The organism is Actinomadura rugatobispora, from assembly GCF_055379765.1.
The window spans coordinates 8,986,334-9,010,644 of record NZ_AP029191.1 but is presented as its reverse complement, the minus strand read 5'-3'; the positions used below and the strand labels follow the sequence as shown (position 1 = coordinate 9,010,644).

The window sequence follows — 24,311 nt, the reverse complement described above, 5'->3', positions numbered from 1 at the left end:
TCCCTATCTACCTTGATCGATGTCCTGGGCGTGCCCGGTCGCGCCGGGCCCGCCCCCTGGCCGCCCGTCGAGGCGGGCGGCGCATTCCAACAGGAGTGCGTGCACGAAGGCCTGGGGGAGGTTGCCGCGCATCTGCCGTTGCGCCACGTCGTACTCCTCGGCCAGCAGTCCCGCCGGCCCGCACGCGGCGCGGTTGCGCTCGAACCAGCGCAGCGCGGTGGAGACGTCGCCCTGTTGATGTGCGGCGAGCGCGGTGAGGAAGCCGCAGAGCAGGAACGCCCCTTCGGCTTCGCCGAGCGGCCGGTCGCCGTGCCGGAATCGGTAGGCGTACCCGTCGTCGGTGAGTTCGGCGAGGTAGGCCCGCAGCGTGCGTCGGGTGTGCGGGGCGTCGGCGGGAACGGCGCCGCGGATGGCGGGCAGCAGCAGCGCGCCGTCCAGGCGCGGGTCGCCGGGCGCACGCTGCCAACGGCCCGTGCGGTGCGTCGCACGGGCCATCGTGTCGGCCGCGATGGCGTCGGCCAACGCGGTCTTTCCATGGGCGCGCAGTCCGGCCACGCAGTTCAGGCGGCTGTGCGTCCATTGCCGGTTCTCCAGTTCCCAGATGCCGGCGTCCGGCTCCCGCCAGCGCGCCTGGACGGCCGCCGCCGCCGTCCGGGCCGCGCCGCGGCCGTCGGCATCGAGCCGGTCGCGCCGGGCCGCGGTGTCCAGCAGCAGGAGGGCGTCGCCGAAGCAGTCCAGTTGGAACTGCCGGGACACGTGGTTGCCGACCTGGTCGTAGCCTCCGGGGTAGCCGGGGAGGCCCAGGCGGCGCTGATCGGGCACGGGCCTGCCGGTGAGGGTGTACGCGGGCGCCAGGTGCGGCCCGTCCTCGTGCAGCCGCGCCGTCACGAACCGCACCGCGTCGTCCAGGAGGGGGTCCGCTCCCGCGGCGGCCGCCGCCAGGCCCGCGTAGCACTGGTCACGGATCCACACGTAGCGGTAGTCGTAATTGCGGCCGGCCTCGCTGCGTTCGGGCAGGCTCATGGTGGCCGCGGCCACCATCCCGCCGCCGTTGCCGGTCAGGCCGCGCATGACGGCGTAGGCGTGCCGCGCGTCCCGGTCCGCGATCGTGTGCAGGCGCGGCACGACCCGGCTCCACGCCCGCTCGGTGGCGCGCCAGGCATGGTCGGCATCGGGAGGGGCTTCCCGGAGCGGCCGGTCGGCGATCTCCAGGACCAGGTCATGATGTCCCCCCGCGGGGACGGTCAGGTCCAGTTCAATGCCGTCTCCGGCCTTGGCGGCACCCGCGCCGGTCCAGCGGAACCACAGCCCGCCGGCCTCGGCCTCCCACGTACCGGCCCGGTCAGGACGGTCCTCGCCGCCGTCTGGGCGACCGGTTCCGCGGAACCTCGGGCGGTGCGCGCCGAAGCCGGGGCGCGGGTCGCAGACGACGTGGACTCGCGCGTCGCCCTTCTGGGCGAGGATTCGCCGGAGCAGCACCGCGCGGCCGGCGTCGCCCGGGAACGCCAGCGCCTCGCGGCACTCGATGATCGCACCGGTCGTCACCCACCGGTTCCGCCAGATCAGCGAGCCCGGCTCGTAGAAACCGCCCCACACGAATCGCCCCCGCGGCGTGACGGCGTAGATCCCGGCGCCGCCGATCAGGGAGGCGAACACCGCGTCGCTGTCCCAGCGCGGCGCGCACATCCAGGGGAACTCCCCGCGCGGCCCGGCGAGGACGCCGCGCTCGCCGTCGGCGAGGAACGCGTACTCGCGCAGGACCTGCGGCGGATACCGGTCGCCGTTCATGCGACCCGGTACTCCTGCGCGTCGGCCCGGCGGAACTCCAGCCCGAGCCCCGGGGCGTCGTCGCGCGGGCGCACGGTCCCGCCGGACGGGTCGAGAGCGCCGTCGAAGAGCATCGACTCGATGCGGACATGGTCGTGGAACCACTCGATGTGGCGGGCGTTGGGGATGGCCGCCATGGCGGCCGCGTGCAGGTGCGGGGCGCAGTGTGCGGACAGCTCCCTGCCGTGGGCGCGGGCGAGGGCGGCGACGCGCAGGAACTCGGTGATCCCGCCGACCCGGGTCACATCGGCCTGGAGGCAGTCGACCGCGCCGACCAGCCGGGCGAAGTACGGCAGGTCGTAGCCGTACTCACCGGCCGCCACCTCGCAGGACACCGCGTCGCGCACGGTGCGCAGGCCGCCGGTGTCGTCGGAGGACACCGGCTCCTCCAGCCATCGCAGCCCGGGGGCCTCCGCGGCGATGCGCACGGCCTGCTTGGCGTTGTAGGCGCCGTTGGCGTCGGCGTACAGCTCGGCGCCGGCGCCGATGACGCCGCGCGCCAGGTGGAGGCGCTCCAGGTCCCGGTCCTCCCGCGTCCCCCAGGCCTCGCCGATCTTGATCTTCACGCGGGGGATGCCCTGGTCGCCGGTCCAGCGGGCGAGCTGTTCGCGCAGTCGCGTCGCGTCGTACGTCGTGAACCCGCCTGAGCCGTACACGGGCACCTCGTCGCGGACGGCCCCCAGGAGGCGGTGCAGTGGCAGACCGAGCCGGCGCGCCTTCAGATCCCACAGTGCGCAGTCGACGGCAGAGATCGCCATGGCGCACATCCCGGGACGCCCGGCGTTGCGGACGGCGCGACACATCCGCTCGTGCGCCGCGGGCGGGTCCAGGACGCCGGTGCCGCGGACCGCCGGCTGGAGCAGGGAGGCCACCGTCTCGGTGATGGCGGCCGGCCCGTAGGTCCAGCCGATGCCGGTCGTCGCCTCCGCGCTCGCCTCGATCAGGACGAGCGTGGTCGAGGTCCATTCCAGGGTACCGTCGGCCTCGGGGGCGTCGGTGGGGATCGTGTACGCGGCGGCGGCGAGCGTGATCACAGCAGCTCCGCGAGGAGTTCGGCGAGGTGCCGGGCCCGCGCGCCGGTACCGGCCGCGATCTGGGTGCGGCAGGAGAACCCGTCGGCCAGCACGGTCGTGTCCGGGTCCGCCGCCCGCACCGCCGGCCACAGCCCCAACTCGGCCGCGCCGACGGAGACCTCGTAGTGGCCGCGTTCGAAGCCGAAGTTGCCCGCCAGGCCGCAGCAGCCCGCGTCCAGCACATCGGCCTGGACGCCCGCGCGTCTCAGCACCTCGGTGTCGGCGTCGAAGCCCCAGATGGCGTGCTGGTGGCAGTGCGGCTGGGCGAGGGCGGTGCGGCCCGTGCCCGGCGGTGGTGCGGTGATCGCCTGCGGCGCCCGGTCGAGGAGGAACTCCGCCAGCGAACGGGTCTGCCCGGCGAGGCGTTCGACGTCCGGATCGCCCGCCAGCAGCTCGGGGGCGTCGGCGCGGAACACCGCCGTGCAGCTCGGCTCGAGCCCGATCACCGGGACCCCGGCGCGGAGCCGGGGCGCGAGCGCGCGGACGGTGCGGCGCAGCACGCGCTCGGCGGTGGCCAGTTGCCCAGTGGAGATCCAGGTGAGCCCGCAGCACAGCGGAACGGGCGGCATCTCCACCCGGAACCCGGCCGCCTCCAGAACGCGGACGGCGGCCTCGCCGATCCCGGGATGGAAGTTGTTGGTGAAGGTGTCCGGCCACAGCACGACCGGCGGCCCGTCGACCCGGGACCCGGAGAACCGGTCGGTCAGCCGCCGCCGGGCGAAACGTGGCAGCTCCCGGCGCCTGTCGACCCCGCCGGCGCGCTTGACCGCCCGGTCCAGCAGCGGCGCGTGCGTGAGCGCGTTGACGGCGCCGGGCGCCAGCGCCGCGACACGCGCCCAGAGCGGGAGCCAGCCCATCGAGTAGTGCGAGGGCGGGCGGATCCGCCGCCGGTAGTGGTGGGACAGGAACTCCGCCTTGTAGGTCGCCATGTCCACCCCGACCGGGCAGTCGCCGCGGCAGCCCTTGCAGGCCAGGCACAGGTCGAGGGCCTCGTGGACGTCCTTGGAGCGCCACCCGCCGGTGACGACGGCGTCCTCGCCGCCGCCCGGCATGCCGCGCATCATCTCCATCAGGAGCCGGGCACGCCCCCGCGTGGTGTGCTTCTCCTCGCGGGTGACGCGGTAGCTGGGGCACATCACGCCGCCCGATGAGGCGCGGCACTTGCCGATGCCGACGCAGCGCGCCGCCGCGTGGGTGAACCGGTCGTGGTCGCGGGGGTAGGAGAAGCGGGTCCGCGGCTCGGCGGGGTGGTAGCCGAGGTGGTCGAGGTTCTCGCCCAGCCGGTACACGCCGGGCGTCCTGGACGGATCGGCCGCCTCCAGGGGCGAGGCGACCTTGCCGGGGTTCATCCGGTCGCGCGGATCGAAGATCCCCTTGTAGCGTCCGAACAACCGTACGATCTCCTCGCCGAACATGATCGGGAGCAGCTCGCCCCGGGACTGGCCGTCCCCGTGCTCGCCCGACAGCGACCCGCCGTAGGACGCCACCAGGCGGGCGGCCCGCTCGACGAACCGGCGGTAGACCGCGGCGCCCCCGGGGTCCTCCAGGTCGAACGGGATCCGCGTGTGGACGCAGCCCTGCCCGAAATGGCCGTACAGCGACGCCGACCCGTAGCCGAACTCCTCCAGCAGGGCTCGGAAGTCACGCAGATAGTCGCCGAGCCGTGCTGGCGGCACCGCGGCGTCCTCCCAGCCCTCATGGGTGTCGCGGCCGCCGGGCGGGTACGCGGTCGCGCCCAGCCCCGCCTCCCGGACCTTCCACAGCCGCTCCTCCTCGGCCGGGTCGTCGAGGTAGGAGACACGCGTGTCGTGTTCGGAGCGGTGCATGTCCTGGAGGAGGCGTTCGGCGCGTTCGTCGGCCTCCTCGCGGGTGTCGCCGCCGAAGCGCACCATCAGCCAGCCGGACCCCTTCGGCAGTTCCTCCAGCACGCCATGCCCGGCGACGTGCTCGACGCGGGCCAGGTCGATGAGCGTGTCGTCGATCCCTTCCAGGGCCAGCGGATCGTGCCGTGCCACGGCCGGGACGGCGTCGCCCGCGGCCGTCACGTCGGCGAAACCGAGCACTACGAGTGACTGGTACTTCGGCACGGGCACCAGCGAGATGTGGGCCCGCAGGGCCGTCACGAGCGTCGACTCGCTGCCGACGAGCGCGCGGGCGAGGTCGAAGCCGTTCTCGGGCAGGAGCGCGTCCAGGTTGTACCCGGACACCCGCCGGGGGATGTCGGGGTACCGGGTGCGGATCAGCGCCAGATTCTCGTCGACGAGCCCGCGCACGGCACGGTAGATCTCGGCGCGGCGCCCTCCCTCGGCGAGGATACGTTCGTACTCCCCCGCGCTGGTCGGCCCCACCCACATACGAACGCCCTCGTAGGTCAGCACCTCCAGCCCGACCACCGAGTCGGCCATCTTCCCGTACGCCTGGGCGGAGGCACCGCAGGAGTTGTTGCCGACCATCCCGCCGATCGTGCACGTGTCGTGGGTGGACGGCCTGGGGCCCACCATCAGCTCGTGAACCGAGAGTTCCCGATTCAGATCGTCGAGGCAGGCGCCGGGTTCGACGACCGCCCGCCGCCGCCGCGGGTCGACCGACAGCAGCCGGCGGCAGTACTTGGACCAGTCGATCACGATGCCGGTGTTGCAGCACTGGCCGGCCAGGCTGGTCCCGCCGCCCCGGGAGAGCACCGAGGCATCGTGCTCGCGGCACACGGCCACCGCCTCGACCGCCGCGTCCACGTGCCGCGGCACCACCACGCCGATCGGGGCCTGCCGGTAGTTGGAGGCGTCGTGGGCGTAGGCCGCGCGCGACCCGGCGTCGAACCGGACCTCGCCGTCCACCCGCGCTTCGAGATCACGCTGGAGCGCCGTACGCATACGGGTCACCTACCCGGGTCCCCGGTTTCCATCGCGTGGTCCGGGAAAGGGGCCCCAAAGAGCCGCTGTCAGCCCGAAAGGATCTGATCATGGCGCCCACGGTGGGGACTACCTGCTGACACGCCTTCGGCAATGGGACGTGGACCACCTGTTCGGCTACCCCGGCGACGGCATCAACGGGATCGTGGCCGCGCTCGGCCGGGCCGATGACCGCCCCCGGTTCGTCCAGGCCCGGCACGAGGAGATGTCGGCGTTCGAGGCGGTGGGATACGCCAAATTCTCCGGCAAACCCGGGGTGTGCCTGGCCACCAGCGGGCCCGGCGCGATCCACCTGCTCAACGGCCTCTACGACGCCAAACTCGATCACGTCCCGGTGGTGGCGATCGTGGGGCAGACCGCGCGCACCGCGATGGGCGGCAACTACCAGCAGGAGGTCGACCTGCTGAGCCTGTACAAGGACGTCGCCTGCGCCTACGTGCAGATGGCGACCGTCCCGGCGCAACTGCCCAACCTGATCGACCGGGCCATGCGCATCGCCATCGCCGAACACGCCCCCACCGCCGTGATCATCCCCTCCGACCTGCAGGACGAGGACTACCAGCCGCCCGCGCACGCGTTCAAGAACGTGCCGTCCTCGGCCCCCGGCCACACCGCCCCGCTCACCCGCGCACCCGACGAGGAGATCGAGCGCGCGGCCGGGATCCTCAACGCGGGCTCGAAGATCGCGATCCTGGTCGGCCAGGGCGCCCGCGGCGCCGCCGCCGAAGTCATGGAAGTCGCCGAACGCACCGGCGCGGGGGTGGCCAAGGCCCTGCTGGGCAAGGACGTCCTGCCCGACGACCTGCCCTACGTCACCGGCGCGATCGGCCTGCTGGGCACCCGCCCCTCCTACGAGCTCATGCGCGACTGCGACACGCTGCTGATCGTCGGGTCCAACTTCCCCTACACCCAGTTCCTACCGCCCTTCGGCCAGGCCCGCGCAGTGCAGATCGACATCGACGGCCGCATGATCGGCATGCGCTACCCCACCGAGGCCAACCTCGTCGGCGACGCGGCCGAAACACTGCGGGCACTGCTCCCCCGCCTGAACCACCAACAGGACCGCTCCTGGCGCCGCACCATCGAGGACAACATCGCCCGCTGGTGGGGCACGGTCGAACGCCAGGCCAAGGTGGCCGCCGACCCGATCAACCCGATGCTGCTGTTCTGGGAACTCAACCAGCGGCTGCCCGACGACGCCATCGTCACCGCCGACTCCGGCTCGGCCGCCAACTGGTACGCCCGCGACCTGAAGATCCGCGGCGCCGTCCGCGGCTCCCTGTCGGGAACCCTGGCGACCATGGGACCCGGCGTCCCCTACGCCATCGGCGCCAAGTTCGCCCACCCCGACCGCCCCGCCATCGCCTTCGTCGGCGACGGCGCCATGCAGATGAACGGCCTGGCCGAACTCATCACCATCAAACGCTACTTCTCCGACTGGGCCGACCCCCGGCTGATCATCGCCGTCCTGCACAACAACGACCTCAACCAGGTCACCTGGGAACTGCGCGCCATGAGCGGCGCACCCAAGTTCGAGGAATCCCAGACCCTCCCCGACGTGGCCTACGCCGCCTTCGCCCGCTCACTGGACCTGGAAGGCATCGAGGTCGAAAAGCCCGAGGCGATCGGCCCCGCCTGGGACCGCGCCCTGACCGCCGACCGACCCGTCGTCCTGGACGTGCACTGCGACCCCGACATCCCCCCGATCCCGCCCCACGCCGAGTTCGAGCAGATCAAGGACGCCGCCGAGGCCATCATCAAGGGCGACCCCGACGCCGTCGGCGTGGTCAAGAAGGGCCTCAAGACCAAGGCGCAGGAACTGTTCCCGGGGAGTGGAGGCTGACCTCGGACGGTTCAGGCCAGGGCGACCAGCTGGACCGCGATGATGATGTCGACGCCTTGGGCATAGGCGACCTTGTCCAGCTTGAGGTGGACGAAGTCCCAGACTCCGCGCAGGAACCAACCCGCGGCCACGATGTGGCGGGGCGAGGCCCAGACCGGCCAGGCCCAGGGCGGCGATCATGCCCGGCGCCTGAGCCTGGAACGCGGCCGACCGGCGGCGTCCCTGACGAGGATGACCAGCACTGCAGCCGCCACGACAACGTCCAGGCTCCGCAGGTCGGCGAAGGCGCCCAGCAGAACGGCGCGCACCGCCCACGTCGCTCGCCGCCATCGGAACTTCGCGACGACCAGGTACAGGAGGGGCAACAGCGGCAGGTCCCCGGCCAGGGCGACCACCTCCTCGTCCGACCCGCCGCCGCTCAGCCTGGGAGCCGCCAAGGCGACGGCGAGCCCGGCCGGCCACAAGCGCCGGATCGGCATCGGCGCACTCCGGGGCGAGGCGGGCGTTGATCCGCGATCTTCATCATGCCGGCCATGACATACCGGGCTGGCGTATCTGGATGGACTCCCGGGCCGCGCATGCGGGGCTCCGGGCCAGAAGGACGGCTGATGATCTCATGGCCGATGAGGCCGCTGCTCCACAGCCCGAACCTGATCCGCGAGACGAGGCGGCACGTCCCTGGGGCGCTCGCCCGGCAGGCCCGTTGTCCATGATGGTGATGCCCGCCTGGAAGTGGCAGGCCGCCCGGTGGCGGGGACCCGGATCACATAAGTCGACTGTTTCGCTTTCCGTGGCCCTTTGCTTAGTGGATACGGGGTGGCCGATGTTTCCGGCGGGGTTGGCGTGCCCGCTGCGGCATACGGCGAGTACGGCCGCCGCCGAAACCGGGCCGGGCCGTTCAAGATTGCAAGATTCGCGCTGACCGGCCCTGACGGTTCAGAGGTATCGTTGTACGATTTATTAATGGACCGTAAGGGCGGCCAGGGGTCCCACGTGGGGTCGCTGACGCAGCAGGATTTCGTGACGCTGCTGGAGTTCCGTACGAGGCTGCGGCGTTTCCTGGCGTGGAGTGAGCAACACGCCAGGGAGGCCGGAGTGACTCCGCGGCAGCACCAACTGCTGCTGGCGATCAAGGGCCACACCGACCCCCGCGGTCCGACGGTCGGTGAACTGGCGCGCTACCTGCTGCTGCGCCACCACAGCACGGTCGAAATGGTGAACCGGGCGGAGGAAGCGCGGCTGGTCGCCCGGTACCGCGATGTCGACGACGCGCGGGTGATCCGGGTCCGGATGCGGGTCCACGGCGAGCGTATCCTGGCGGCGCTGACACGCCAGCATCTGATCGAACTCGGCGAACTGGCCCCCGTCCTGGACCACCTCGCCGCCCTGCTGGACAACCTCGGCACGCCCAAGCCGCAGGCAGGCGGGCCGAGGTGCCCCGCCCCCGCGACCTGACCCGTGTTCTCCCGGTTCTCCGTGGGACGCCGCGTGTCGCGGCCGGACGTCGGCGATGCGACGCCTAGCCGCGACACGTGTGATCAGTCCGGCGATCACGCTCCCGTGACGGTCATCGGTGCGAACGTGCCGGGAGCGCCGCGGCCCCGATGCCCAGCACCACGATGAGCGCGCCGACGATGACGTTGCTGATGATGGTCCCGCCCTTGGGAGAGGCCCCGGACACCACCCAGGGCGCGATGATCGTCCACACACCGATGAGCGGAACGGTCCACGCCACCCCGTGGGTGCGGCCGAAGGCCGCGGCCAGGCCCATCGCCATCGCGGCCACGGCAAGACCCGTGATCAGGTTGTTCACCTGCAGATCGCCCGTGCCCCCGAAGCGCCCGAACCCCAGGATCCAGGGCGACAGCGCCAGGTACAGGCCACTGAGAATGATCAACCCGTCCAGCGCCCGCGCGGCGGGCTGCTCAGCGGCCATCTCGTAGTGGGAACGCAGTTCTACCAGATCGGGATGTGCTCCGATGCCCGCGGTTCGGGAAGTCATGAGCTCCCTCCATTCCACGATCGAATGGCGTCTTTCACTCGGCGCCCCGCCTGGAGCCCCGGCCCGCTCGCATCACCTGACGATATCCATCTCTATCGCCCAGCGATATAATACACCGCGGGGCCGGGAACCGAGAAGAGCGAAGAAGCCCGTAGACCAATAGCCCCTGACTGTTGACAGAGTGACATGAAATGGCGATGTGCTTTTTGTGGCCGATAATACGCATGTTGCCGACGCAAGTGGGGGTTCCTGGGCCGGGCCCCGCCGAGCAAGGCGCGGATGACGACCGCATTCGTCCTTTGGGGAGGCGGGAGCCTGGGGCCGTCCAGGTCGGCATGCTCCGCGCACTCACCGCCGACGCTTCGACCGCCCCGACAAGAGGGCGTCGAGGAACTGGCGTGCTCGGTCGGCAGCCACGACGTCCACCCGCTGAACCTGCCGCAGACGCTGCACGCGCCGGTGCGCAACCCTGTCCATGCACTGAAAGGGGCCGGGCATCGGCATCGCCAACGGCACCTTCGCCTTCCGCCCGTTCACGCTCACCGAGGCGATGGGGTCGGCCGTCAGAACCACCTGTCCAGTTCCTGACCTGGGCTCATGCGGCGCGGTGGCAATCGTTGATCGCGCCTGTGACCACTGGCCTTCCCGACCGGCGTTCGGACGGCGTTGACGTCGGGGCGGGTTGAGGCCGGCGTGTGGCCTCCAGGCGCCGGCGTCTGGGCAGCATGGTGATGGTCCACAACCCTTCGGCCATGAACACCTCTGCGAAGGCGGCGGTGAAGAACGGGTCTCGGTCGCGGATCAACCCACGCAGCCAGCCGACACTCTCGCCCAGGTCCATGGCCAGTTAACGGGCTTGCCGCACCACCCACACCCCGCTCGCATGTGCGGGTCACTCCGGCCAAGTGCAGCCGCCGGGTGCCGTGCTCGATGAACACCAGCACCCACAGCACGCTTGAGCAGGACGGTCTCCAGTACCTGTACCGCTCGAATATTGAGTTCGGTTTCTACGGGACCGGTTCGGTCTCACCTGCACGGACGTTCCCGGCTCCACACGTCGCCTCACCCAAGGCGACGGCCGCCCCTGGCCTCCGAGACGGCATCAGGGCAGGCCGACGGCGGTTGGAGTCCCGCCCGCGCCCCCAGAGCGGCTCTCTCAAACCACCTTTGCGATCCGGCACTCAATGCCCGCCGGGCCCACCGATGCCTGAGCCGCTGTCGCACCGCTGAACGTCGTGGTGTCACGGACATCGAACGTCCGCTCCCCGATACGCTGCTTGGTCGCGGCATCGAGCACCTCAACGGTCACCTTGAACCGGGAAGAGTCGCCCTTGATGGTGCCGCTGATCGTGACCGTCCCGGCGCCCCCGACGGTGTTCACCTGGCAATCGACCTGGGCGTCGTAGGACTTGCTGCCGAGCCGGGGCGTTCCCTCCCCAGAGAGTGCCGGGACAAGCAGGCCAAGCACAGCGATCAAGCCGGTGACACCCATGATGACCGCGGCGATGATGAGCGCCTTCTTGTTTCTGCGCCGCCCGCCCCGACCGTAGGGATCTTGGGCGAGGGTCCATTCGTGCGTGGGCATCTGACCTCGTTCAAATCGTTCCGAATGATCATATCCCCCCAACCCGGACGAACGGCCGGACACCGAGCCCTCGGAGCTGGGGCAGGGCGTCCGCCGCCTGTGCGAGTACGTTCAACGCGCGGTCTTCGGAACTCGCGGTGCAGTGGAGCGACAATGGCCTCGGACGAAAGCCCGGACGACAACGCACTCGCGGCGGCCATCGACGGCGCGGACGCCCCCGGTTCGACACGCTGGAGGACGCCGAGCGGCTCAACGGCCTCGGCCGGGTGGAGCGCGACCGGGCGGCCGTAACGCAGCGGCGTGTCCTGCTCACCCTGCACGGTGAGCGGGTCCGGCTGCCGAAGGCACGGCCGCGCCATGGCTCAGCAATCCGGGCGCGGACACCAGCAGCTGGCGCGGCCTGCGGGCGGTGCCCTAGGCCCGTTGGCGTGCGCCGCCGCCTCCACGGCGGGGCCGAGCAGCAGCCAAGCGGGACGGCGTCGCGAGGTCGTCCACGTGGAGCCGGAGACCGCCACGCTCCACCGCCGCCTCCCCGATTGAGGGGGGTCATGCGCATCCGCAGCGGCCCGCGACGAGCATGCTGCGCGCCAGCAGGTTCGCCGCGGCCGACCAAAGACCAGCCAACTCGGCCTCGGTCACCTCCCGAAGACGGGCGGGCAATGTGACCAGACCACGATCAGGCTCATCCCCTTGTTCACGATCACCGCCGACAACTCGGCGAACCCTGACAGGCCGATCAGCAGCGGCAATCGGAACTCAGGCCCGCCCGACAACCACACCACCACGCCGCCCACGAACACCTGCGGCGCCGACCGCGTCCTTAGAGCCGGCGCTGCCTCGTCCGTCGCCCCCTGTGCCACCACGGCGTCGAGTTGTTCGGGCCTGGATCACGGTCAGCGCAAGAAGGACATCGGCACACGCCCCGACCTCCAACACACCCCTGACCAGGGGAATTCTCGACCGTCGAACCCCTCGACGGTGTCCGTGGTCACGCGTTCGGAGCCATCTGCGGAATGATGTCCGGGGGCCCGATGACGGAGAGAAGCTGCAGTTTCTCGTGGCTTTCGCTGCCGGGGACGGCGGTGTAGACGAGAAGGATGTGCGACTGCTCGGGGTCGAGAAGTGTCTGGCAGGTCAGTTCCAGAGCGCCGACTTCGGGGTGCATGTAGCGCTTGACGCCGTTGTAGTGGATGCCGATTTCGTGCTTGTTCCAGATGGCACGGAATTCTTCGCTGCGGGCGAGCAGGAGTTCCATGAGGTGAGCGGCCCGTGATTCGGGGCCGCGGAGTGTGACCATCGCGCGCAGTCCGGAGGCGAAGACGCGGGAGTGCAGCGCGTGGTCGTCGGGGTGGTACAGGGCCCGGGTGGCCGGGTCGGTGAACCACCGGTAGCCGATACTGCGGGCCGGGCCGGTGTATCGGGTGGTGTCGCCGGTGAGTGCGACGCCGAGCGGGGTCTGCCGGAGTGTCTCGCCGAGCTCGGTGACGATCTCGGCGGGGGTGTCGGTGAGCCGGTCGAAGATGCGGAGCATGCCGGGACTGATGTGCTCGCTGGTCGCGCCCCTCGCGGGCGGGTTGTGCCCGGCGAGGCGGAACAGGTGGTCGCGCTCGTCGAGGGACAGGTGCAGGCCCTGCGCGATCGAGGCGATCATCTGCTCGGACGGGTGCGGTCCGCGCTCCCGCTCGAGCCGGCTGTAGTAGTCGGTGGAGATGTGGCAGAGCGTGGCGACTTCTTCGCGGCGCAGACCGGCGGTTCTGCGCCGTTGCCCGCGCGGGAGACCGACGTCCTCGGGTTGAAGCGACTCTCGACGGCGGCGCAGGAACTCGGCGAGCCCAGCTCGATCGATCACGGCTGCTTCCTCCCTCGTTCCAGTGCCTTTCATCCTGCCACCGGTGCCGGATGGCTGCCTGGGATTGTGAATCCCCCCTTCGGGTCACGTTCGGCTGGGTCCGGCCTGCCTGGGATCGAGAGGCCGTGGATGTCCCCGTGGATCCGGCGCAGCATGAGATCACATCCACTTCCGGAGAAACCAGGAGCAGCACATGGCACGCACACGACCGGACATCACCGTTCCCGACCTCTCCGGGAAACTCGCCGTCGTCACCGGCGCCAGCGATGGTGTCGGACTGGGCCTGGCGACCCGCCTGGCCGCCGCCGGTGCCGAGGTCGTCATGCCCGTCCGCAACCGTCGCAAGGGCGAAGCGGCGGTCGCGAAGATCAAGCAGCAGCGGCCGGAAGCGAACCTGTCCCTGCGGGACCTCGACCTGTCGTCGCTGGGCTCGGTCGCCGCGCTGGGGGCGACGCTGCTCGGCGAGAACCGTCCGATCCACATCCTCGTCAACAACGCCGGCGTGATGACCCCGCCGGACCGGCAGGCCACCACCGAAGGGTTCGAGCTGCAGTTCGGCAGCAACCACCTGGGGCACTTCGCTCTCGTCGCCCATCTGCTGCCCCTGCTGCGCGCGGGACGCGCGCGCGTGACCTCGCAGATCAGTGTCGCCGCGAACGAGAACGCCATCAACTGGGACGACCTGAACTGGGAGCGGTCCTACCACGGCCGCCGCGCGTACAGCCAGTCCAAGATCGCCTTCGGCCTGTTCGGGCTCGAACTGGATCGGCGCAGCCAGGCCGGAGGCTGGGGGATCACCAGCAACCTCTCCCACCCCGGCATCGCCCCGACCAACCTCCTGGCCGCGCGCCCCGAGGTCGGCCGGGCACGAGACACCACCGCCGTGCGCGCCATCCGCATGCTGTCCCGCCGCGGCATCCTCGCCGGCACGGTCGACACCGCGCTGCTTCCGGCCCTGATGGCCGCCACCTCGCCGGACGCACGCGGCGCCCGCCTGTACGGTCCCAGCGGTCTCGGGCACCTGAGCGGCGCGCCCGCCGAACAGGCCCTCTACTCCCGGCTTCGCAGCGAGGACGAGGCCAGCCGCATCTGGCAGATCTCCGAGAACCTCACCCACACCTCCTTCCCGGTCGACGAGGGTGCCCGGCCCAGCCTGGGATCGAAGAGCCCTGACAGTCGTCGGGCTCGGTGAGAAGGGTGGGCGGCCGAACCATGGGAGATCTCCACGAATCCACGTGACGGCGGCACCATCCGGCAGGCCAGGATCACCGTCGACGGGGTGGGGACCAAACCGTGGCGGCTGATGACACTCGAACGAGCCCTGACCGGCCGTCCCGCCACCGTCGACGCGTTCGTGTCGGCGGTCGGCAACGCCGCGGAAGGCGCCCGGCCGCTGATGCACAACGCGTACAGGCCCGCGCTGCTGCCACGCGCGCCGATCCGGGCCTTCACCGTCCTACGGGAGAGCCGATGAACGATCGGCACGCTCTTGCACGCCGGGCGGACCGGCACCATCGACATCGGAGTGGCCGACAGCTACTACCGAAAGCCGATGCCCCTGCAACACAGCGAGACCGCGAATGCCCGTCTTCGGGGTCATTGATCACGCCGCGGCGGCGCCGACCCCCCTCGGCGGTGATCTTCTGTGACGGGCTGGCCACGCCGGGTAAATCCACGTACGCCGACGAGGTCGTCGTCGACTGGCCGCACCGCTATCCGCGGTCACAAGGTCTCGACGGCCGGACGGTCATCTGCGTACTTACCCACGAGGCGAGCGACCGGCTCGAAGGCGGCGGCACGAGGGCCGTCTCAGCGGAAGGCGCCGATGTGGCGCCGGGCCCAGTCGGCGAAGGTACGCGGCGGGCGGCCGAGAACCTGTTCGATGTGCGGGCTGACCCGCCGCTCCGCCGGGGTCGGCTCGCCCAGGGCGTCGAGGGTGGTCTCCACCACGGGTCCGGGCATGAACTGCAGCATCTCCGCGCGGGCCTCATCGCGGGTCTGCTCGACGAACCGGACCGGCTCGCCGAGCGCGGCCCCGATCGCTCCGGCCCGTTGCCGGGGCGTGGTGCGGGCGGGACCGGTCAGCTCGTAGACCTGCCCGGCGTGGCCGTCCTCGCGCAGGGCCGCGGCGGCGACCTCGGCGATGTCCGCCGGATCGACGGTCGGCAGGCCGACGTCCCCGAACGGCGCGGCGACCGTCCGACGGGCACGGACCGTCTCCGCCCAGGCGTAGGCGTTGGAGTTGAATCCGCCGGGTCGCAGGATGGTCCAGATGAGGCCCGACTGCCGGACGGCGTCCTCGATGGCCCGCATCGTGCCGCCATGGGACGCCGACTGCGGCCGGGTGGCGACTCCTATGGAGGACAGCAGTACGACCCGTTCCACTCCACCGGCCTTCGCGACGTCGAGAATGTCCCACGGGCGCAGCAGAGGGGCACTGGCGCCGCCGTCGTGGAGGAACAGCGCGCCGCCTCCGTCGAGAGCGGGCCGGAGGCTCTCCGGGACGGTCAGGTCGGCCCGCTGGAGCCGCACGCCATCCGGCGCGGCCGCGTCCGAGACTCCCCGGGACACCGCCGTCACCTGCTCACCGGCCGCGGCGAGCGCCTGCACGAGCGGTCGGCCGACGTTGCCGGTCGCTCCCGTAATTACGATCATGAATGGCTCCCGTGTCGTTCCATCGCGGTCATCGACGCCCGAGCGGGCGCGAACGTCGCCGGCCAGAGCGGCCTCGCGACGACCCGGCGACGCTAACACCCTCGATATAGTAGGTACCTAGAGGAAAGTAGCTCTCTGAGAGGAACCCGATATGGAGCGGTCTCGGACGCCCGCGCCGATCGATCCCGAGCAGGCATGCCCGATCGCCCCGGTAGTGGACATCGTGTTCAGCCGGTGGACCACGCCGATCCTGTGGACCCTCAACGAGTACGACCGGCAGCGGTTCGTCGAACTGTCCCGGCGGATCCCCACGATCACGCCGAAGGTGCTGACCCAGCGGCTGCGCCAGCTCGAACGCGACGGCCTGATCGTGCGCAGCTACCACGCCGAGATTCCCCCTCGGGTCGAGTACGAGATCAGCGAACTCGGCCGCAGCCTCGCCCCGATCTTCGCCCACCTCGCCGAATGGGCCACCGCCAACCTCGACAAGGTCGAGCGGGCGCGGCACGACCACGACGCGAGATCCGCCGGTTGACGCGCCGGCGTGCGGCTCCGGCAACATCGCGGCAGGTCATCGACAGTCTCGCGGCCCGGCTGTGAGCGGCACGCCCACTGCCGGCGGACGACCGCCGAGCACTGGAAGACGTCTTGGAAAGGTTCCTGGCGGCCGGTGCCCAGTCGCGATCCTCCACGCGTCCGGCAGCACATGGCCGCGACAGCAGGAGCCCCTGGTCCGCATGAGCACCCAGATGCTGTTCCCGCGCGGGGAGCAGTTGGAGCGAGGGGTGAGGGCGCACCGGGCGATCCTGAAGGTGATCCTCAACGGGGATCAGGACCGCGCCGAGGAACTCGCCCGAGGGCACACCTCCGCGGGACCGATGGGTGCCCGTGCTCCGCGCCGAGGACCGGCCAGGAGACGCCCGGTGGCATCGGCGAGTTCAGCCGCCCGCTGATCCGGTTCCGCCTCGGTGATGTTCTGCATCGGATGGGTGAGCACGATCGTCGGCAGCGGGCGGTCGGTCTCCTGAAACGCGGTGATGTCCTTCACGCGCTGCCCGAACGGTTCGGTGAGGACGGTAAAGCCCGTGACTCCCGCCCGCTGCACCAGGACCGACGCGAGCACGAGCGGGTTGAGCAGCGCGGTGACAGTGGTGCTGTCCAGCAGGCCGAGCTCGCCCGCGATCATGCCTACGAGCTTCGGGGTCAACTGGTTGCAGATCAGAGGTGTCGGCTGAGGGGGAACCTCTCGGTGAGCCCGGCGAACGCGTCCGCATGGTCCCTTCGATAGGACTCCGCCATCTCGGATCGCGGCCGGTCGCTGACCGTCCTGCGATGCGCTTCGACGACGTGCCCTATGTTGGCGCCGGCCTTGCGGAACTCGGCACCCACGAACTCCAGCAGCGGCGGCTGGGGCACGTCGAGGCCCACGACCAGCGCGCCCGCGCCGTCGCCGTACCCCCAGAGTCCCATCGCGGACGGGTCGGCGAAGTCGACGGTCTGCGGCCACCGCTCCGCCGCACGATCGCCGCCGTGCTTCGCGAGCCAGCCGTGGGCGAAGTCGAGGGCCGCGAGCGTGGCGAGGCACCCGGCCATCATGTCCATGCCCAGGGTGCGGTCGCCCAGCCCGCACAGCCGGATGATCTCTGCGGCTACCGAGCACGAGGCCGGATAGTCCCGTGATGCCCCGCAGTAGATGACGAGTTTCAGTTCGTCGGCCCGGATTCCGCTTCCTGCCAGACCCATGCGCAGGCCAGGGCACCCATGCCGCTCGGGTGGTCATCGGCTCCGCCGTGGTACGCGCGCTCCCACCCTTGGTACACGGCGACGAGCGTCCGCACGTCGACAGATGGCGGCAGGTACAGACCCACGGCCAAGACTTCAAGGTTCCGGATCGCCTTCGCATCCACCTCTCGAGGCCCCTGTGTCCGGATAGTCGTCCATGCGCCGGGCCGCCGACGTTGTGCTTCCGTGGACGGGGTCACCGCCCTGGCCGCGTCCGGGTCCGGCGGCAACTCGGTCTTTCCACCCCTTCGGATTCGACTCTCCGCCCCGGGGCGCCCCCCGAACAATCTCCCAAGCGCGAGGGCGCGGGTGCACTGTTCGAGGGGCCCATCGCCGGATGAGGCCGAAGGAGCGTGGTCACTGGCCGCCGAAGGCCGCCTGGCGGAGGCCGTCGTCGGTCATCTTCGCGACCGCGATCGGGGACTTGTAGGTCAGCACTCCCCCGTAGCCGAGGAAGATCTGCTGCATGCGCTCGAGCGTCTCGCCGTTGACGGTGAGCTTGGGATCGAAGGCGTAGAGAGCGCCGTTCCGGATCGTCTGCTCCGGCGCGTCGACGCCCTTGGCGAGCGACGTCACGACCTCCGCGTCCTTGCGGTAGTCGCCCTGCAGCCTCTGTGCGGCGCAGGCGTTCGCCTTCAGGAACGCGGCGCCGGTGTTCCGGTGGTTCTTGAGCAGCGAGGGGCCGAACACCAGACCCGCGAGCGAGTCGTCGCCGTACACCCGCTTGACATCGATGACCGGCTTGGCCGTGCCCGCCGCCTCCACCTGGGCGGTGTACGGCGCGGTCAGGAAGGCGGCGTCGACGCTTCCGTTCTCCAGCGCCGGCACTGTGTCGGCCAGCGACATCGTCACCAGCTGGACGTCCTTCAGGGTGCGGCCGCCCGCGGCGAGCACCCTGGCGATCTGGTACGAACCGGCGGTGCCGACGTCACCGATCGTGCCGATGCGCCGCCCGGCCAGGTCGGCGGGCTTGGTCACCTGACCGGAGTCGACGAGCGCCTTCCGCACGTACACGCCGACCGGTGCCGGTTCGCCGGCCGGGGTGGCGATGGTCCCGAGCCCGGCGACGACGGCCAGCTTGGCGCCGGAGTTCACCTGGTTGAAGACGGCGGCCGACGGCGCGCCGGCGTAGACGTCCAGCTTGCCTTCGGCGACGAGCGCGACGGCGTCGGCGGGCTGCACCGCGCTCAGTTTCACCCGGAGCCCCTGCTGTCGGTAGCAGCCGATCGATTCGGCGAGGAACACCGGTGCGAGGGACACCGAATTGAGGTAGCCCACCGACACCGAGTTCGGGTCGGACTTCGCTCCGTTGTCCCCTCCGCAGGCGCCCAGGGCCGTCGTCAGCACCGAGGCGAGCAGCAGAGTCGTCAGGCGGCGGTGCTTGGATGCTGGCAGTTTCATGGTTCTCCTCGCCTCAGATCCCGGACCGGCGCGCCCACGGGGTCAGCACCCGTTCGGCGAGCCGGATCAGCATGTTCGCGATGACGCCGACCGCGGAGATGGTCACGATGCCGACGTACATCCGTTCGGGGATCGCGATGTTCCAGGCGTTCCACACCAGGTAGCCCAGCCCTTCCTTCGCCGCGACGAACTCGGCGCCCACGATGACGATCACCGCGAGCCCCGCCGACAGGCGCAGCCCGGTGAGCATCTGCGGCAGCGCGGCCGGGGCCGTGATGTGGCGCAGCGTCGCGAGCCGGGACGCGCGGCTGGCGCGTCCCACGTCCAGATAGCGGGGAGAGACTCCGGCGACCGCGTCGATGGTGTTCAGCAGCACGACGAAGAAGCACGTCAGCGCCACCAGAAGCACCTTGCTCGTCTCGCCGATCCCGAAGATGAGCAGCAGCAGCGGCAGAATCGACAGCTTCGGGACCGTGTACAGCGCGACGATCACCGGCTCGAGCCCCGACCGCAGCAGCCGGCTGGGAGCGATGGCGAAGGCCAGCAGGAGTCCGGCCCCCGCCCCCAGTGCGTAGCCGAGGACGATGCGCTGCAGACTCGCCTTCAGCGACGCGATGTACAGCCCGCTCTCGAACATGCGCTGCCACTCGGCGACGATGTCGCTCGGCGGCGGAAAGTAGCGGCTCTCGATGAGCCCGGTCGATCCCGCGATCTGCCAGGCGGCGATCAGCGCGACGGGAACGAGCACGGCCAGTCCCCGCTCGAGGAGACGCCTTCGCCGCTGGTGCCGGCGCGGGTTCTGCTCGGCCGCGCCCGGACGGATCTCTATCCACCGCTGTCCCGGGTTCCCCGGCTCCTGCCGGTCCGGCGTCGCGGCGGCCGTGCCGCCACCGGGCATGCTGGTGCTCATCGGGCGCCCTCCTGCTGGATCTCCCGGCGCAGCTGTTGCCAGATCCGTTCCCGGAGCTCGGTGAACTCGCGCGCCGCCCGGATCTCCGCCGGGTCCCGCGGCCGCTCGAAGGGCACATCGATGATCGTCCCGATCCGGCCGGGGCGCGCGGACATCACCGCGATCCGGTCCCCGAGCAGCAGCGCCTCGTCGATGCTGTGGGTGACGAACACGACCGTGTGCCGGTCGGCCTCCCAGAGTTCGAGCAGCTTCTCCTGCAGCAGCAGGCGCAGCTGGGCGTCGAGTGCGGCGAGGGGTTCGTCCATCAGCAGCAGCTCCGGCCGTACCGCCAGGGCCCGTGCGATCGCCACCCGCTGCTTCATCCCGCCCGACAGGGTCTCGGGGTAGGCGTCCGCGAATCCCCCGAGGTCGAGCAGGTCCAGCCAGTGCGCGGCCTCGTCCCGCGCCGTGCGCCTCGATCGGCCCGCCTGCAGCAGGGCGAAGGTGACGTTGGCGCGCACGGTCTTCCACGGGAACACCGAGTAGTCCTGGAAGACGATCGCGGTGGCCGGTCGCGACCGGTCGTCGTGCCGGATCCGCAGCGTGCCCGTCGAGGAACGTTCCAGACCGCCCATCATCCGCAGCAGGGTGGTCTTGCCGCATCCGGACGGCCCCAGCAGGCACAGGAACTCGCCGTCATGGACGTCGAGGGAGATTCCCGACAGCGCCTGCACCTCCCGGCCGTTGGCGGAAAAGACCTTGCCCACGTCCCGGACCGAGACCTTCGGCAGCACATCGGCCACGGCCGACGATCGCGAAGACGGGTCCGTCAGGGACCGGCCCCTGGGGCCGTTCTGAGCAGGTGGCATCTCGAACCTCCTGTGTCCGGTGAGGTCCCGGCACTGTGACCTCGGATGACGCTCGTGCCGCAGGCCGCGCGTCTGGCAGTTATAGCAATCTTCGATAAGATAGTAAACAGATACCTTGCTCCGATCAGTGCTGCTCAAGCGGCCGGGAGCACGGCACACTTCAGAGGATCCGTTGGGCAGCGCACGCTTCCGCTGGTCGAGCAGGGCGGCTCCGCTGACCGTGGACGACCGTCGCGAGCGTGCCCGCAAGTCCCTGCCGGACATGGTCTGGGCCTACGACGACCACGACGCCGAGAGCGAGACGACGCTGCGGTCCTACCTGCGCCTTCAGCCCGTGGACGCTGCGGCACCACGTGCTTTCCGGCAAGCCGAGCGCCCGGGGGCGCCGCTCGCTACAGCGCCAGGCCAACGCGCTGACTTCCACGCCGCCAGGGCGCGCTGGGGTTTGGCCGAGCGCTGCCCGGGGCCCGCCGCCGGCGGCGCGCAAAGAGCGCGACCTGCCGCCCACGACACTGCGCACGCGGGAGCTGATCAACCTTCCGGTGCTGCTGGCCCCCACCGGCCCGACGGGACTGAGCCCATTGGACCGGAGAGTTGGGGCCGCTCGCACGACCGGGCGGGCCGGCACACGTGCCATCATCAGCACCGCCGCGGCCTACAGACGGCGGAGCGGCATTGCTCCCAGCCGTATCCCTGCTCGGACCACAGCGGCCTGCACGACCCCACGCTCGAACTCATGCGCCGCGCCGAAGGGGCCAGCTACCCAACGCTGGTCGTGACGGTCGACGTGCCTGTACTGGGCAACCGGGAGGCCGAAGGCCGCGTGGGAATGGGCAGTCCGCCGCCCCTGTCGCCGGCCCGTGTGCTCGGCGCGATGCCCCGTCCGGGGTGGTGCTACCGGTTCCTGCGCCATCGACGCGTGTAGGCGCGGAACCTGGTGGACGCTGGCAGCACGAAGGCCGCCGTGCGCTCGATCCGGCGGCATGAACGCCTGGTGAACCCGACGATCAACTGGGACATTGTCGCGCTGGGCGTCGATGGCATCGTGGACTCCACCCACGGTGGCCGCCGACGCCGCGGCCACGCTCGGCGCCTTGTCGGCGATAGCCGACGATGTCGCCGGGCACGCCGAAGTGCTGCTGGACGGCGGCGTCCGGCGAAAATCCGACGTGGTCAAGGCCCTCTGCCCGGGCGCGAACACCGTTTGCACCGGCAGGCCCTACCTGACCGGCAGGAATGGCCTCGGTCCTGCGCATCCTGCGCGCGGAGATCATCGGCACGATGGCTCTGATGAGTGCCGACTCGCCCCGGGACCGGGCGAGCCGGCGCCCGTGCCCGTGACCGACCGCGCCGGCGGGCTGGTGCCGCCTGCGCCACTGTGATCGCGGCGCTGGGCCTGTCGGCGCAGGCGTCCGGCCACGAGGCATTGCCCAGACCGGCCCCTGGGCTGCCCGGCGGGAGGTGACCGATCAGCCGGCGGGCACCACGACGCCTTCGATCACCTCGGTGAACCGGTGCAGGGTCTCGACACGGGCGAAGTCGGTGAACCACACATAGAAGCGGTCAACGCCGGCCGCGTGCAGGCGGCTGAAGTGCTCGGTGAGCTCGGGGGCAGTGCCGACGACGATGTTCTCGGACAGCTTCGTAGCGCCGTAGCGGCGCTGGACCAGCGCCGTCATCTCCTGCCGTTCCTGTTCGGAGGAGACCAGGCCGACCATCGGCTGCATGGAGACCCGCGCCTCGCCCACCCGGTCGCGAAGCTCCCCCAGCCTATGCAGGGCGTGGATCGGGATGTTCCACCAGTCCGCGTGCTCCCGGGCCAGGGCGAGGGTGCGTCGACCGACGCCGCCGATCGTGACCGGGATACGACGCGTGGGGACCGGGCGTTGCAGTGCGCCCCGCAGGGTGAAGTGCCGGCCGTCGTAGTCGAACTTCTCGCCGCTCCACAGGCCGCGGATGATCTCCAATGACTCGGTCAGGCGGTCGACCCGCTCGCGCGGCTCGGTGGACCCCACCCCGAAGGTGCTCAGTTCCGCGGGCACGCTGCCCCAGCCGATGCCGACCTCGAACCGGCCGCCCGAGGCGTGGTCGAGCGAGACCGCCTGGCGGGCGAGCACGGCGGGGTGCCGCAGCGCGTCGCAGAGGACGAGGTGCCCGACGGTGAGCGTGGTGGTCCTGGCCAGGACCCAGGCCGCGATCGACATCGCCTCCCACATCTCGTGCTCGTAGGCCAGCGGGGGCGCGAGGTGGTCCATGAACGCCATGCCCTCGAATCCCGCGGCCTCCGCGGCGAGCGCGCGCTCCACGATCGTCTCGTGCGACATGCGCATCTGCGGAAGGAAAAGGTGGAAGGTCGGACGCACGCTGGGCCTCCTCATGGCAACCGCTGGACTGTCCGGTGTTGTCTTGCAGAACGCTGTAAGCCTGTTCTCGGCCATCTTCTCTGGGGACGCCCTGGTCGGGCAGGAGCCGCAGGGCGAAGCGCCAGGGCCCGTCCTCGCCGACGAACTCATCGACATGGCAGCCGGCGAGGGCCCTCAGGGTTCCCGGTTCGATCGCGGAGGTCGCCGCCCACGCGCATTCACCGATGCGGTGTCCCGATCGTTGGTCGGCATGCTCCTCACTTCCGGCCGGCCTCTTGCCCCTGGAGCAACGCTAGATTACTAATCTTAGGTAAGAAAGGCTGTCGCCCGGACACACCGCCGGAGAGGTGACGATGCGTTTCATGTTCCACTACCCCGAGACCGTCGGCCCCGACGGCGACGTCCTCGATGCCGGATCGCTGCGCGCGGCGGCGGTCGCGGCGGAACACCACGGGTTCGACGGGTTCTCGCTGAGTGAGCATCCGGCACCGGGCGCCGCATGGCTGGCCTCGGGGGGACACCAGGCGCTCGACCCGTTCGTGGCGCTCGGCTACGTGGCGGCGGCTACCGAACGGTTGCGGCTCTTCACCTACCTCGCGGTCGCTCCCTACAGGAACCCGTTCCTGCTGGCCAAGGCGGCGGCGACGCTGGACAAGCTGTCGGAAGGCCGTCTCACGCTCGGGCTCGGCGCGGGATATCAGAAGAGCGAGTTCTACGCCCTCGGCGTGGACGTGAAGGAACGCGGCGCCCTGTTCGACGAGGCGCTCGACGTACTTCCGCTGCACTGGAGCGGTGAGCCGTTCAGCTACCGGGGCCGGCACTTCAGCGCGCGCGATGTGATCGCTCGGCCGCGTCCGGTCCAGGACCCGATCCCGATCTGGATCGGCGGCAACGCCGCGCCCAGCCGCCGCAGGGTCGCGCAGCGAGCACAGGGCTGGATGCCGATGGTGGGTGGAGGGGACCTCGCCACCAGCGCCGGCACGGCCCCCCTCGCCACCGTGACGGAACTCGCCGAGGCCATCGCCGAGGTACGCGAGCAGGCCGCCGCGGCCGGACGCGCCGAGCACATCGACGTGGCGGCCTCCTACCAGGGCGCAGGAACCACAACGCGACTTCTCGAACCTGACCGTCATCGGGAGGTCCTCGCGGAGCTCGAGACGGCGGGAGTCGGCTGGGTGGTGATATCGCACCGCAGCAACGACTCCACGGCCATCGTGGAGTTCATCGAAGCCTTCGGCTCGACCTACCTCGCGTGACGGATCGG

At 70.8% G+C, this 24,311-nt stretch carries 24 protein-coding genes and 1 pseudogene; 8 read left to right on the top strand and 17 right to left on the bottom strand.

Going from position 1 to position 24,311, the window contains the following annotated elements; all coding sequences use genetic code 11:
- Window positions 1-3 precede the first annotated feature (3 nt).
- The 3 genes from ACZ466_RS40600 to ACZ466_RS40590 are packed head-to-tail and all read right to left on the bottom strand — an operon-like array spanning window position 4 to window position 5,770.
- Complete coding sequence (locus ACZ466_RS40600) at window positions 4-1,788, bottom strand: glycoside hydrolase family 15 protein (RefSeq protein ID WP_378287492.1); 1,785 nt, start codon at window positions 1,786-1,788, stop codon at window positions 4-6.
- Window positions 1,785-2,861, bottom strand: a complete 1,077-nt coding sequence (locus ACZ466_RS40595) for an enolase C-terminal domain-like protein (protein WP_378287493.1) — start codon at window positions 2,859-2,861, stop codon at window positions 1,785-1,787. The genes ACZ466_RS40600 and ACZ466_RS40595 overlap by 4 nt, the downstream gene beginning before the upstream one ends.
- The gene (locus ACZ466_RS40590) at window positions 2,858-5,770 is read right to left on the bottom strand and encodes an FAD-binding and (Fe-S)-binding domain-containing protein (protein WP_378287494.1); all 2,913 of its coding nucleotides are present in this window, start codon (window positions 5,768-5,770) and stop codon (window positions 2,858-2,860) included. The genes ACZ466_RS40595 and ACZ466_RS40590 overlap by 4 nt, the downstream gene beginning before the upstream one ends.
- 106 nt (window positions 5,771-5,876) lie before the next feature.
- On the opposite strand from ACZ466_RS40590, the pseudogene ACZ466_RS40585 reads away from it, so the two are divergent.
- A pseudogene (locus tag ACZ466_RS40585) lies at window positions 5,877-7,652 on the top strand (thiamine pyrophosphate-requiring protein); the annotation flags it as partial.
- 176 nt (window positions 7,653-7,828) lie between these two features.
- On the opposite strand, the gene ACZ466_RS40580 reads toward ACZ466_RS40585, so the two are convergent.
- Entirely contained in the window at window positions 7,829-8,131 is a 303-nt protein-coding gene (locus tag ACZ466_RS40580; protein WP_378287495.1) for a hypothetical protein, read from the bottom strand.
- 484 nt (window positions 8,132-8,615) lie between these two features.
- On the opposite strand from ACZ466_RS40580, the gene ACZ466_RS40575 reads away from it, so the two are divergent.
- On the top strand, window positions 8,616-9,107 hold the full coding sequence (locus ACZ466_RS40575) for a MarR family winged helix-turn-helix transcriptional regulator (RefSeq protein WP_378287496.1): 492 nt from the start codon (window positions 8,616-8,618) through the stop codon (window positions 9,105-9,107).
- 112 nt (window positions 9,108-9,219) lie between these two features.
- On the opposite strand, the gene ACZ466_RS40570 is transcribed toward ACZ466_RS40575, so the two are convergent.
- The 6 genes from ACZ466_RS40570 to ACZ466_RS40545 form a co-directional block, all read right to left on the bottom strand.
- The gene (locus ACZ466_RS40570) at window positions 9,220-9,654 is read right to left on the bottom strand and encodes an SPW repeat protein (RefSeq protein ID WP_378287498.1); all 435 of its coding nucleotides are present in this window, start codon (window positions 9,652-9,654) and stop codon (window positions 9,220-9,222) included.
- A gap of 348 nt (window positions 9,655-10,002) precedes the next feature.
- Window positions 10,003-10,227, bottom strand: a complete 225-nt coding sequence (locus ACZ466_RS40565) for a hypothetical protein (protein ID WP_464041872.1) — start codon at window positions 10,225-10,227, stop codon at window positions 10,003-10,005.
- Between the two features lie 22 nt (window positions 10,228-10,249).
- Window positions 10,250-10,495 carry a hypothetical protein gene (locus ACZ466_RS40560; protein ID WP_378287499.1) on the bottom strand — a complete coding sequence of 82 codons (246 nt, stop codon included), beginning with the start codon at window positions 10,493-10,495 and terminating at the stop codon, window positions 10,250-10,252.
- 315 nt (window positions 10,496-10,810) lie between these two features.
- The gene (locus ACZ466_RS40555) at window positions 10,811-11,239 is read right to left on the bottom strand and encodes a hypothetical protein (RefSeq protein WP_378287500.1); all 429 of its coding nucleotides are present in this window, start codon (window positions 11,237-11,239) and stop codon (window positions 10,811-10,813) included.
- 635 nt (window positions 11,240-11,874) lie between these two features.
- Window positions 11,875-12,033, bottom strand: a complete 159-nt coding sequence (locus ACZ466_RS40550) for a hypothetical protein (protein ID WP_378287501.1) — start codon at window positions 12,031-12,033, stop codon at window positions 11,875-11,877.
- A 194-nt stretch (window positions 12,034-12,227) separates the two neighbouring features.
- On the bottom strand, window positions 12,228-13,088 hold the full coding sequence (locus tag ACZ466_RS40545) for a helix-turn-helix transcriptional regulator (RefSeq protein ID WP_378287502.1): 861 nt from the start codon (window positions 13,086-13,088) through the stop codon (window positions 12,228-12,230).
- Window positions 13,089-13,281: 193 nt separating this feature from the next.
- On the opposite strand from ACZ466_RS40545, the gene ACZ466_RS40540 reads away from it, so the two are divergent.
- Window positions 13,282-14,280 carry an SDR family oxidoreductase gene (locus ACZ466_RS40540; RefSeq protein WP_378287503.1) on the top strand — a complete coding sequence of 333 codons (999 nt, stop codon included), beginning with the start codon at window positions 13,282-13,284 and terminating at the stop codon, window positions 14,278-14,280.
- A gap of 27 nt (window positions 14,281-14,307) precedes the next feature.
- Complete coding sequence (locus ACZ466_RS40535; protein WP_464044040.1) at window positions 14,308-14,562, top strand: hypothetical protein; 255 nt, start codon at window positions 14,308-14,310, stop codon at window positions 14,560-14,562.
- Between the two features lie 335 nt (window positions 14,563-14,897).
- On the opposite strand, the gene ACZ466_RS40530 is transcribed toward ACZ466_RS40535, so the two are convergent.
- Window positions 14,898-15,743, bottom strand: a complete 846-nt coding sequence (locus tag ACZ466_RS40530; RefSeq protein ID WP_378287504.1) for an NAD(P)H-binding protein — start codon at window positions 15,741-15,743, stop codon at window positions 14,898-14,900.
- A 151-nt stretch (window positions 15,744-15,894) separates the two neighbouring features.
- On the opposite strand from ACZ466_RS40530, the gene ACZ466_RS40525 reads away from it, so the two are divergent.
- A complete protein-coding gene (locus ACZ466_RS40525; protein WP_378287506.1) occupies window positions 15,895-16,278 on the top strand; it encodes a winged helix-turn-helix transcriptional regulator in 384 nt (127 codons plus the stop codon).
- Between the two features lie 294 nt (window positions 16,279-16,572).
- Here the strand turns inward: ACZ466_RS40525 and ACZ466_RS40520 are convergent, their stop codons facing one another.
- From ACZ466_RS40520 to ACZ466_RS40500, 5 genes are all read right to left on the bottom strand, one after another.
- Window positions 16,573-16,929, bottom strand: a complete 357-nt coding sequence (locus ACZ466_RS40520) for a hypothetical protein (protein ID WP_378287508.1) — start codon at window positions 16,927-16,929, stop codon at window positions 16,573-16,575.
- A 32-nt stretch (window positions 16,930-16,961) separates the two neighbouring features.
- The gene (locus ACZ466_RS40515) at window positions 16,962-17,486 is read right to left on the bottom strand and encodes a hypothetical protein (RefSeq protein ID WP_378287509.1); all 525 of its coding nucleotides are present in this window, start codon (window positions 17,484-17,486) and stop codon (window positions 16,962-16,964) included.
- Between the two features lie 396 nt (window positions 17,487-17,882).
- Window positions 17,883-18,926, bottom strand: coding sequence for an ABC transporter substrate-binding protein (locus ACZ466_RS40510; RefSeq protein WP_378287510.1), 1,044 nt, complete (start codon window positions 18,924-18,926; stop codon window positions 17,883-17,885).
- A gap of 13 nt (window positions 18,927-18,939) precedes the next feature.
- Window positions 18,940-19,836 (bottom strand): ABC transporter permease, encoded by an 897-nt coding sequence (locus ACZ466_RS40505; protein ID WP_378287511.1) that lies wholly within the window; start codon window positions 19,834-19,836, stop codon window positions 18,940-18,942.
- Complete coding sequence (locus tag ACZ466_RS40500) at window positions 19,833-20,618, bottom strand: ABC transporter ATP-binding protein (RefSeq protein ID WP_378287512.1); 786 nt, start codon at window positions 20,616-20,618, stop codon at window positions 19,833-19,835. Before ACZ466_RS40500 ends, ACZ466_RS40505 begins: the two co-directional genes overlap by 4 nt.
- Before the next feature lie 328 nt (window positions 20,619-20,946).
- Here ACZ466_RS40500 and ACZ466_RS40495 point away from each other — a divergent pair, with 328 nt between their 5' ends.
- Window positions 20,947-21,609 (top strand): alpha-hydroxy-acid oxidizing protein, encoded by a 663-nt coding sequence (locus tag ACZ466_RS40495; protein ID WP_378287553.1) that lies wholly within the window; start codon window positions 20,947-20,949, stop codon window positions 21,607-21,609.
- A gap of 136 nt (window positions 21,610-21,745) precedes the next feature.
- Window positions 21,746-22,066 carry an alpha-hydroxy-acid oxidizing protein gene (locus tag ACZ466_RS40490; RefSeq protein WP_378287513.1) on the top strand — a complete coding sequence of 107 codons (321 nt, stop codon included), beginning with the start codon at window positions 21,746-21,748 and terminating at the stop codon, window positions 22,064-22,066.
- 87 nt (window positions 22,067-22,153) lie between these two features.
- Here the strand turns inward: ACZ466_RS40490 and ACZ466_RS40485 are convergent, their stop codons facing one another.
- Window positions 22,154-23,047, bottom strand: a complete 894-nt coding sequence (locus ACZ466_RS40485) for an LLM class flavin-dependent oxidoreductase (protein ID WP_378287514.1) — start codon at window positions 23,045-23,047, stop codon at window positions 22,154-22,156.
- A gap of 353 nt (window positions 23,048-23,400) precedes the next feature.
- Between ACZ466_RS40485 and ACZ466_RS40480 the strand changes: the two genes are divergently transcribed.
- Window positions 23,401-24,303 carry an LLM class F420-dependent oxidoreductase gene (locus tag ACZ466_RS40480; RefSeq protein WP_378287554.1) on the top strand — a complete coding sequence of 301 codons (903 nt, stop codon included), beginning with the start codon at window positions 23,401-23,403 and terminating at the stop codon, window positions 24,301-24,303.
- Window positions 24,304-24,311: the final 8 nt, after the last annotated feature.